The sequence below is a fragment of the Pseudomonas sp. PIC25 genome, assembly GCF_002286785.1.
Lineage (GTDB): Bacteria > Pseudomonadota > Gammaproteobacteria > Pseudomonadales > Pseudomonadaceae > Pseudomonas_M.
This window is the reverse complement of the sequence record NZ_MUJY01000186.1, coordinates 56,129-64,752: the sequence shown is the minus strand read 5'-3', so window position 1 is coordinate 64,752 and position 8,624 is coordinate 56,129. Positions and strand designations below refer to the sequence as shown.

Sequence of the window (8,624 nt, the reverse complement as noted above, 5' to 3'; positions counted from 1 at the left end):
ATGGTGGGTCGTGTAGGATTCGAACCTACGACCAATTGGTTAAAAGCCAACTGCTCTACCGACTGAGCTAACGACCCAATGCGGAGCGCATGATACTGATTTTATTCAGGAAATCAACACCCCACCGAAACTTTTAGCGATAACGGGTCGGATCGGCCACACCAGCCGCCGAAAAACCTGCCGCGCGCAGGCGGCAACTGTCGCATTTGCCACAGGCATTACCCTCTTCGTCTGCCTGGTAGCAGGACACCGTAAGAGCATAGTCGACGCCGTGTCGAGCACCGGCCTGAATGATCTCGGCCTTGCTCAGATTCTGCAGCGGAGCCTGGATGCGAAAGCCCTGCCCCTCCACTCCAGCCTTGGTCGCCAGGTTGGCCATTCGCTCGAAGGCCTCGATGAACTCGGGACGGCAATCGGGATATCCCGAATAATCGACCGCATTGACACCGATAAAGATATCCCTCGCTCCCAATACTTCGGCCCATCCCAGCGCGAGCGCCAGGAACACCGTATTGCGCGCCGGCACATAGGTCACCGGGATGCCTTCGGTCGGGCTTTCCGGTACGGCGATAGACTCGTCGGTCAGAGCCGACCCGCCGATACCGTTGAGGTTGAGGCCGACGACCTTGTGCTCGATCACGCCGAGTTGCCGCGCCACACGCTCAGCCGCCTTCAACTCGGCGCGATGCCGTTGGCCATAGTCGAAGCTCATGCTGTAACAGACGTACCCCTGGGCACGTGCCAGGGCGACAACCGTCGCCGAATCGAGGCCACCGGACAGAAGAATGACCGCCTTCTTTTCACTCATATCGAATCCCCAACGAACAGCGATGAGTTTCGGGCCTGTCAGTGCCCAGGCTCATCGTTCCAGAGAAGCTTGTGCAGTTGCAGTTGCAGGCGTATCGGCAGGTTATCGCTGACGATCCAATCGGCCAGCGAACGCGCATCCAGTTCATGGTGACTGGGCGAGAACAGCACCTCACCGACACGCTGATCCAAGCGATATTCGATCAGTTTGGAAACCGCCCAGTCGTAATCCTCGCGCGAGCAGAGCACGAACTTCACTTGGTCGTTACGGTTGAGCAGGCCGAGATTCTCGTAGCGATTGCGGGTGACCTCAGCCGAACCCGGCGTCTTCAGGTCGACGACCCGACTGACACGCGGATCCACGGCGGCGATATCCAGGGCCCCGCTGGTTTCCAGGGAAACCTCGTAGCCGGCATCGCAGAGCCGCTCGAGCAGCGGGATGCAGTTGGGTTGGGCCAATGGCTCGCCACCGGTCACGCAGACATAACGCGGCTTATGGCTGGCAACGCTCTCGATAATGGCATCGAGGGTCATGATTTCGCCGCCGCTGAACGCGTAGGCGGTATCGCAATATTGACAGCGCAGGGGACAGCCGGTCAGGCGAACGAACACCGTCGGCAAACCGGCGGTGCGCGTCTCCCCCTGCAGCGAGTAGAAAATCTCGGTAATTCGCAGGGTTTCTTGCATATCAGCCACGGGCGTGACGGCGAAACAGGCCATCCGCCTCCGTTGCGGGAATAGGGGGTGGCGATTCTAACGAAAAAACCCGCAGCAGGTGCGGGTTTTCTGATCGCAGGTGTTCGGCTCAACGGGGCTTAGCCCGCCCCGATGACTGCTCAACGCAGATTCTGCAGGTCGCGCTGGGCCAATTGGGCTGCCGAGCTGCCCGGATACTGGGAAATAACTTGCTGAAGAAGGCCTCGGGCCTTGTCGTTATTACCCAGGCGCCGCTCTACATCGGCCAGCTTGTACAGCGAATCGGGCACCTTGGCGTGCTGCGGATACGCCTGGCTGACCCTCGCGAACGCCTGTCCGGCACCTTGCAGATCGCCCTTGGCGAGATTGACCTCGCCCAGCCAATACTGGGCATTCCCGGCGTACTGGCTATTTGGATATTTGCGCAGGAAGGCGGTGAATGCCTGACTGGCTTTGTCGAAGTCCTTGGCCTTGATCAGATCGAAGGCTGCTTCGTAGTACAGTTTCTCTTTCGCCGGGTCCGCTGGTTCGTTGCTTGCCGGGGCCTGGCCAGGCGGCGGAGTCGGTGCGCCGCCGGCGTTGATGGCGCCATCGGCAGGAGTATTCGGGGTACCTTGCGCAGCACCGCTCGAAAGGCGGCGATCGAGATCCTGGTAACGTTCCAGGTTTTCGCGCTTGAGGTTTCTGATTTCGTTTTGCTGCTCTTCCAGCATGCCTCGCAACTGGGCGACTTCTTCCTGCAGTTGCTGCATCTGCAGGTACATCTCGCCCTGCGCCGAAACCGGGGCCGAAGCCCCGGCTGCGGTTGCGGCGTAAGCGCCGCTCGTACCATACCCGGCCGGGGGATAAGAACTGCTACCGTAACCGGCATCGTTATCCACCACAGGAACCTCGGCCAATACCGCGAACGGCAGGCTGAGCGCCAACAAGGTCAAAGCACGGCGGCACTTACGCATGGCGACTTACTTACGCAGTTCGACGCGACGGTTCTGGGCCCAAGACTGCTCGTCGTTGCCAGTAGCAACCGGACGCTCTTCGCCGTAGGAAACCAGCTCCAGCTGAGCCGGGGAAACGCCCTGCAGCACCAGGTAGCGCTGAACGGCCTTGGCACGACGCTCGCCCAGGGCCATGTTGTACTCACGGGTACCGCGCTCGTCAGCGTGGCCTTCCAGGACGACGCGAGCGCCGTTGCCTTTCAGGTCCTTAGCGTGAACGTCCAGAGCACGCATGGCTTCCGGCTTCAGGTCGGAGCTGTCGTACTCGAAGTAGAAGGTGGTGATGGCGCGCAGAGCGGCTTCTTCGCTCAGGCTGCCATCGACAGCACCGGTGTTGGCACCGTAGCCGGCGTTCGGGTCGACAGCGCCTTCGCCGGAGGCGTCGCCGCCTTTGGAAGAACAGCCGACGGCAACGGCCAAAGCCAGGGACAGCGCAGCGAACTTACCGAATTTCAGCATTTCCATGGTGTAGCTCCTAATGAAACCTTAGGTGTGTGTGTTAGAAGGGTTGGGACCGCATCAGTTCAGGTAAGGGGACCAGGACGGCTCTCGAACTTCGCCTTGAGCGGTAGGAAGAGGGAGCCTGACTCGACCGTTGATCGATACGAGCATCAAGACTCCCCGGCCCTGCTGGCGGGTTGCGTAGATTAGCATGGTGCCATTAGGCGCAACAGTGGGTGACTCGTCGAGACTGGTCTCGGAGAGAACACGCAGGTTGCCGCGCTGCAGGTCCTGGGCGGCCACACGGAATACCGTGAAGCCTTCCTGACGATGCACCATCACCAGCGTCTTTTCGTCAGCCGACAGCTTCGGGTTGGCATTGTAGTTGCCGATGAAAGTCACCCGCTCCGCGGCACCGCCGTTGATGTTCATCTTGTAGATCTGCGGCTTGCCGCCTCGGTCGGAGGTGAAGTAAATGGTCTGCCCATCCTTGCCCCAGAACGGCTCGGTGTCGATCGAAGCATTGTTGGTCACCCGACGCAGTTGGCGGCTGCCGAGATCCATGACATAGATTTCCGGGTTGCCATCACGGGACAGCACGAACGCCAGGCGGTTGCCCTCCGGCGACCAGGCCGGCGCACCGTTCAGCCCTTCGAAGTTGGTGATCTGCTCGCGGCGGCCGGTATCGATGTGCTGGATGAAGATGCGTGGACGCTTCTGCTCAAAGGAAACGTAGGCGATACGACGACCATCCGGAGCAAAACGCGGCGACAGGATCGGCTCACGCGATTGCAACAGCGTAACCGCCCGGGCGCCGTCATAGTCCGAACGCTGCAGGGTATAGCGGGTGTTGTTCACCGCGAAACGCTCGGCCGTGACGTACAGCAGGCGAGTCGAGAAGGCGCCCTTGATGCCGGTGAGCTTCTCAAACGATTGGTCGGCGATGTGGTGCGCCATGTCGCGCAACTGATCGACCCCGCCGCCTACGCTACCGGTAAGAACCTGCTGCTCGGTCGCCACATTGAACAGCGCGAACTGTACCTGCAAGCGCCCACCCGCCGGGACGATGCTACCGACCAGAACGTATTGGGCACCCAGCGCTTTCCAGTCGCGGTAGATGACTTCGCTGGCCTGCGTCGGCAGGCTGATCATGTTCTGCCGCGGAATCGGCTCGAAGCTGCCGGAGTTGCGCAGGTCATTGCCAATGATCTCGGCCATGTCCTCGGGCAGCACCGAACCACCCTGCCAGCCGAACGGAACGACGGCGATCGGCGTGGCGCGGTCCGTGCCGCTGGTAACCACCAGCGGGTCAGCCGCCTGCACACTGCCGACCAGCATGGCCAGGCCCAGCAGGGCAATACGAATCAAGGTGTTCACAGATCCAGATCCTCCGGTTTGAAGATGACGCGACGCTGCCGGTAAAGCCGGTCGAAGGTAGCGCGATCGAGCTGTTGCATCTCGGGTATGCGGCCGACGTTGCGCACCGCTGCCACAGCTGAATTATCGAATGGCGAGTCGCCACTAGAACGGGTAACGCTCGCGTTGGTAATCGTGCCATCGGGCAGCATTTCGATCAGCACCTCGACACTCATGCCGTTACGGGCCGACGGCGGACGACGCCACTGCTCGCTGACCAGTTTGACGATCAGATCGTCCAGGCTGCCGGCCACCTGATCGCCTTGGGTATCCGCAATCGCCTGCTGGCGCTCGGTCGTTTCCGACAGCAGTTCGGCAAGGGCCTGGGCCTTCTTGTCTTCCGCCGCCTTGCGCGCCGCTTCAGCTGCCGCTTTCTTCTTCGCCGCCTCGGCAGCCGCCTTCTTCTTGGCTTCTTCGGCAGCCTTTTTCTTGGCTGCTTCGGCCGCTGCTTTCTTTTTCGCCTCTTCGGCGGCTTTCTTCTTGGCCTCTTCCTCAGCCTTTTTCTTGGCGATATCGGCCAATTGCTTTTGCTCAGCCGCCTTCTTGGCTTCCTCGGCCTTCTTCGCCGCCTCGGCTTTCTTGGCTTCTTCCGCCTTCTTCACGGCTTCGGCCTTTCGAGCCTCGTCGGCTTTCTTTTGTTCCGCCGCCTTGGCCGTGGCCTGCCGCTCCTGCTCGACCTTGCGCTGTTCCATCTGCTCGACTTCGTATTGTCTTGCAGCGGTCTTCTTCGCTTCTCCGGCGATCTTCTGGTTGGTCTGAGTCGTAGCCTGGCTCTGCGACTTCAATTGATAGAGAGTCGCCTGAACGATCGGCTTGGCCGGCGGCAGGTCCGGCGTCATCGCAAAACTGACGAACAGCAGGGCGAACACCAGCACGTGCAGAGCAATGGCCCACAAGGCGGGCCAGAAATAGCTTTCCGAAGAAGAGCGTTCGAACTGACGCATCAGGGCGCCTCGGTGATCAGCCCGACGTTGCCTACGCCGGCCTGTTGCAGACCGCCCATGGCAGCCATTACCGCACCGTAGTCAACCGCCTTGTCACCCCGGACGAATACCTGGATTTGCTTACCCTGGCTGCGCCCCTGGTTCATGATCGCGGTGACCGCACGAGTCATTTCCTCGAGAGTGAGCGCCTTGTCCTGTACGGTGTCAGTGTCCACCTCGGAACCCATGTTCCAGTAATAGGTCTTGTCGGCCTTGATCGAGATAGTCAGCACCTGGGCGTTGTTGTCCTGTGGCAGCGCTTCGCTGCTCACTTTAGGCAGGTCGACCTTTACGCCCTGGTTGAGCATCGGCGCGGTCACCATGAAGATGACCAGCAACACCAACATCACATCGATGTAGGGCACCACGTTCATCTCGGCGACCGGTTTGCGTTTCTGGCGAATGCGAGCCATTGGAATTACCTGCTCAGTCGTCGCTTGCGTGCACCTTGCGGTGCAGGATGGCCTGGAACTCGTCGGCGAAGGTGTAGTAGCGGCCGATCAGGGTTTCGCTGCGCGCGGAGAAACGGTTGTAGGCGATCACGGCCGGAATCGCGGCGAACAGGCCGATGGCAGTGGCAATCAATGCCTCGGCGATACCCGGCGCCACGGTAGCCAGGGTTGCCTGCTGTACCTGAGCCAGGCCGCGGAACGAGTTCATGATGCCCCACACGGTTCCGAACAGGCCGATATAAGGACTGGTGGAGCCGACCGTCGCCAGAAACGGCAGGCTCTGCTCGAGTTTCTCTTCCTCCCGCGAGATGGCGACGCGCATGGCACGAGCCACACCATCCATCACGGCATCGGGATCGACGCCCGGTTGCTGGCGCAGGCGCGAGAATTCCTTGAAGCCGGCTCTGAAAATCTGCTCGACACCGGAATCCGGATCGGGGTTGCTACCGGCCTGACGGTAGAGCTTGGACAGATCGATGCCCGACCAGAACCGCTCCTCGAACACGTCGAGGGCACGTCGCGCGGCCCGAATGGCATTGCCGCGCTGGAAAATCATGATCCACGAGGTGACCGAGGCGGCCACCAGGATGAGCATGACCAACTGCACCAGAATGCTGGCGTTGCTGACCAGGCTCCACATGGACGTATGATCGACGTTGGTTTCCACGCTTACTCTCCTGCAAGGGCTAGACCGGCGCCGGCGAAGGCTGCGCGCAGCGCTTCGGGGATGGCCCGGGGTTTCAGACTGTCGGCGCGCACACAGGCCACCAGGAACTGCCCTTCACAGAGCAGTGCATCATCCGCAACCCGCCGCACCTGTTGACGAAAGCGCAGGCTGGCGCGGTTCAATTCGATTATTTCGGCGCTCACCGTCAGTTCGTCGTCCAGACGCGCTGGCGCGTGGTAGCGCGCTTCGCTGGAATGCACGACGAACAACAGGTTCTCCCCCACCAACGCGGACTGGGCGAAACCCAGATCACGCAGGCGCTCGGTGCGAGCCCGCTCCATGAATTTGAGGTAATTGACGTAATAGACGATGCCGCCGGCATCGGTGTCTTCATAGTAGACACGACAGCGATGGGCGAACGGCTGAGCTCCGTTTTGCGAGCGCATACTCTAGTGCCGGCTCCTGAAGTTGCCAATCGGACTTGCTAACAATTTTTTTCACTCCCCGCCGTCGCCGAACAGATCGGCAGTCGGCGTATCGTTCAGACGCTTGGGCAAGTTCAGGCCGAAATGCAGGTAGGCATGGCGTGTCACGACCCGTCCACGAGGCGTGCGCATGATGAACCCCTGCTGGATCAGGTAGGGCTCCAGTACGTCCTCGATGGTGTGCCGTTCTTCGCTGATGGCCGCAGCCAGGCTATCGATACCGACAGGACCGCCATCGAACTTGTCGATCATGGTCAGCAATAGACGGCGATCCTGGTGATCGAATCCCCGCTCGTCCACATCCAGCAGATTGAGCGCCCGGTCAGCGATCGCACGGGTGATACGCCCTTCCCCGCGCACTTCGGCAAAGTCCCGGACGCGACGCAGCAGGCGATTGGCGATCCGCGGCGTGCCACGGGCACGCCGCGCAATTTCGAAGGCCCCTTCCGGCTCGATGGGCAAACCGAGGATACCGGCAGCACGGCTGACGATGGTCGCCAGATCCTGCGTCGAGTAGAACTCCAGCCGCTGGACGATACCGAAGCGGTCACGCAACGGATTGGTCAGCATGCCGGCCCGGGTAGTGGCGCCAACCAGGGTGAACGGCGGCAGGTCCAGCTTGATCGACCGCGCGGCGGGGCCTTCGCCGATCATGATGTCGAGCTGGAAATCTTCCATCGCGGGGTAGAGCACTTCCTCGACGATAGGCGACAAGCGATGTATTTCGTCGACGAACAGAACGTCGCCGGGCTCGAGGTTGGTCAGCAACGCAGCGAGATCGCCAGGGCGCTCCAGTACAGGGCCGGAAGTGCTCTTGATCGCCACGCCCATTTCCTGGGCAATGATGTTGGCCAGGGTCGTTTTGCCCAAACCGGGCGGGCCGAAGATGAGCGTGTGATCCAAGGATTCCTTGCGTCCCTTGGCCGCCTGAATGAACAGCTCCATCTGCTCGCGGACCACTGGCTGGCCGATGTACTCGGCCAATTGCAACGGCCGGATGGCACGGTCGACTTGCTCGTCGCGGTCACGACTGCTGGCGGTTATCAGGCGGTCGGCTTCGATCACTTAGACCATTCCTTTCAGGGCACGCCGGATCAATTCTTCGCTACTCAAACCTTCCTCCTGCACCGCGGCCACCGCTCGGCTGGCCTCCTGGGGCTTGAAGCCAAGGGAAATCAACGCGCTGACAGCATCGTTGCCGGCGTTTGAGACTGCCGCACCGGCATGAGGTTCAACCACCAACGGAGCGATACCGGGTATGGTCTCCCACGCTTTGAAGCGATCCTTCAACTCGACCAGCAGACGCTCCGCGGTTTTCTTGCCGACTCCAGGAATCTTCACCAGGGTGGAGGTATCTTGCGCCTGGACACAGCGTACCAGCTCATCGACCTCCAGGCCGGACATCAAGGCCAACGCCAGCTTGGGTCCCACCCCATTGAGCCGGATCAGCTCACGAAACAGCTCTCGGTCGCGCTTTTCGAAGAAGCCGTAAAGCAACTGGGCATCCTCCCTCACGACGAGATGCGTGTGCAGCGTGACCGGCTCTCCGACGGACGGCAGGCGATACAGGGTGGTCATCGGTACTTCCAATTCGTAGCCGATACCTCCCACGTCCAGGATCAGGTGTGGCGGCTGCTTTTCCGCCAGGGTGCCGCGCAGGCGTCCGATCACGATTCGCTTCC

General features: G+C 61.0%; 11 protein-coding genes and 1 tRNA gene. All 12 read right to left on the bottom strand.

Annotation, left to right across the window (positions count from 1 at the left end; genetic code table 11):
* Position 1 precedes the first annotated feature (1 nt).
* The 12 genes from BZL41_RS26000 to ruvA all read right to left on the bottom strand — a co-directional run bounded on the left by BZL41_RS26000 (position 2) and on the right by ruvA (position 8,613).
* Positions 2-77 (bottom strand) — tRNA-Lys (locus tag BZL41_RS26000).
* A 56-nt stretch (positions 78-133) separates the two neighbouring features.
* The gene (gene queC / locus BZL41_RS25995) at positions 134-808 is read right to left on the bottom strand and encodes a 7-cyano-7-deazaguanine synthase QueC (protein ID WP_095601931.1); all 675 of its coding nucleotides are present in this window, start codon (positions 806-808) and stop codon (positions 134-136) included.
* A 38-nt stretch (positions 809-846) separates the two neighbouring features.
* On the bottom strand, positions 847-1,494 hold the full coding sequence (queE, locus tag BZL41_RS25990; RefSeq protein ID WP_095601935.1) for a 7-carboxy-7-deazaguanine synthase QueE: 648 nt from the start codon (positions 1,492-1,494) through the stop codon (positions 847-849).
* Positions 1,495-1,643: 149 nt separating this feature from the next.
* Positions 1,644-2,459, bottom strand: a complete 816-nt coding sequence (gene ybgF, locus BZL41_RS25985) for a tol-pal system protein YbgF (RefSeq protein WP_095601930.1) — start codon at positions 2,457-2,459, stop codon at positions 1,644-1,646.
* A gap of 6 nt (positions 2,460-2,465) precedes the next feature.
* Positions 2,466-2,963, bottom strand: coding sequence for a peptidoglycan-associated lipoprotein Pal (gene pal, locus BZL41_RS25980; RefSeq protein ID WP_084334614.1), 498 nt, complete (start codon positions 2,961-2,963; stop codon positions 2,466-2,468).
* A 54-nt stretch (positions 2,964-3,017) separates the two neighbouring features.
* Entirely contained in the window at positions 3,018-4,316 is a 1,299-nt protein-coding gene (gene tolB, locus BZL41_RS25975; protein ID WP_095601929.1) for a Tol-Pal system beta propeller repeat protein TolB, read from the bottom strand.
* Positions 4,313-5,302, bottom strand: a complete 990-nt coding sequence (tolA, locus tag BZL41_RS25970; RefSeq protein WP_095601928.1) for a cell envelope integrity protein TolA — start codon at positions 5,300-5,302, stop codon at positions 4,313-4,315. Before tolA ends, tolB begins: the two co-directional genes overlap by 4 nt.
* Positions 5,299-5,751, bottom strand: a complete 453-nt coding sequence (tolR, locus tag BZL41_RS25965) for a protein TolR (protein ID WP_084334619.1) — start codon at positions 5,749-5,751, stop codon at positions 5,299-5,301. The genes tolA and tolR overlap by 4 nt, the downstream gene beginning before the upstream one ends.
* A 13-nt stretch (positions 5,752-5,764) precedes the next feature.
* The gene (gene tolQ, locus BZL41_RS25960; protein ID WP_084334621.1) at positions 5,765-6,457 is read right to left on the bottom strand and encodes a protein TolQ; all 693 of its coding nucleotides are present in this window, start codon (positions 6,455-6,457) and stop codon (positions 5,765-5,767) included.
* 2 nt (positions 6,458-6,459) lie between these two features.
* On the bottom strand, positions 6,460-6,903 hold the full coding sequence (gene ybgC, locus BZL41_RS25955; protein ID WP_095601927.1) for a tol-pal system-associated acyl-CoA thioesterase: 444 nt from the start codon (positions 6,901-6,903) through the stop codon (positions 6,460-6,462).
* Between the two features lie 51 nt (positions 6,904-6,954).
* Positions 6,955-8,007 (bottom strand): Holliday junction branch migration DNA helicase RuvB, encoded by a 1,053-nt coding sequence (gene ruvB / locus BZL41_RS25950; protein WP_095601926.1) that lies wholly within the window; start codon positions 8,005-8,007, stop codon positions 6,955-6,957.
* Positions 8,008-8,613, bottom strand: coding sequence for a Holliday junction branch migration protein RuvA (ruvA, locus tag BZL41_RS25945; RefSeq protein WP_095601925.1), 606 nt, complete (start codon positions 8,611-8,613; stop codon positions 8,008-8,010).
* Between the last annotated feature and the right edge of the window lie 11 nt (positions 8,614-8,624).

Coding starts and splice junctions, on each gene's coding strand:
- ybgC (WP_095601927.1), bottom strand. CDS start 6,903: ATGCGCTCGCAAAACGGAGCTCAGCCGTTCGCCCATCGCTGTCGTGTC.
- tolR (WP_084334619.1), bottom strand. CDS start 5,751: ATGGCTCGCATTCGCCAGAAACGCAAACCGGTCGCCGAGATGAACGTG.
- pal (WP_084334614.1), bottom strand. CDS start 2,963: ATGGAAATGCTGAAATTCGGTAAGTTCGCTGCGCTGTCCCTGGCTTTG.
- ybgF (WP_095601930.1), bottom strand. CDS start 2,459: ATGCGTAAGTGCCGCCGTGCTTTGACCTTGTTGGCGCTCAGCCTGCCG.
- queE (WP_095601935.1), bottom strand. CDS start 1,494: ATGCAAGAAACCCTGCGAATTACCGAGATTTTCTACTCGCTGCAGGGG.
- queC (WP_095601931.1), bottom strand. CDS start 808: ATGAGTGAAAAGAAGGCGGTCATTCTTCTGTCCGGTGGCCTCGATTCG.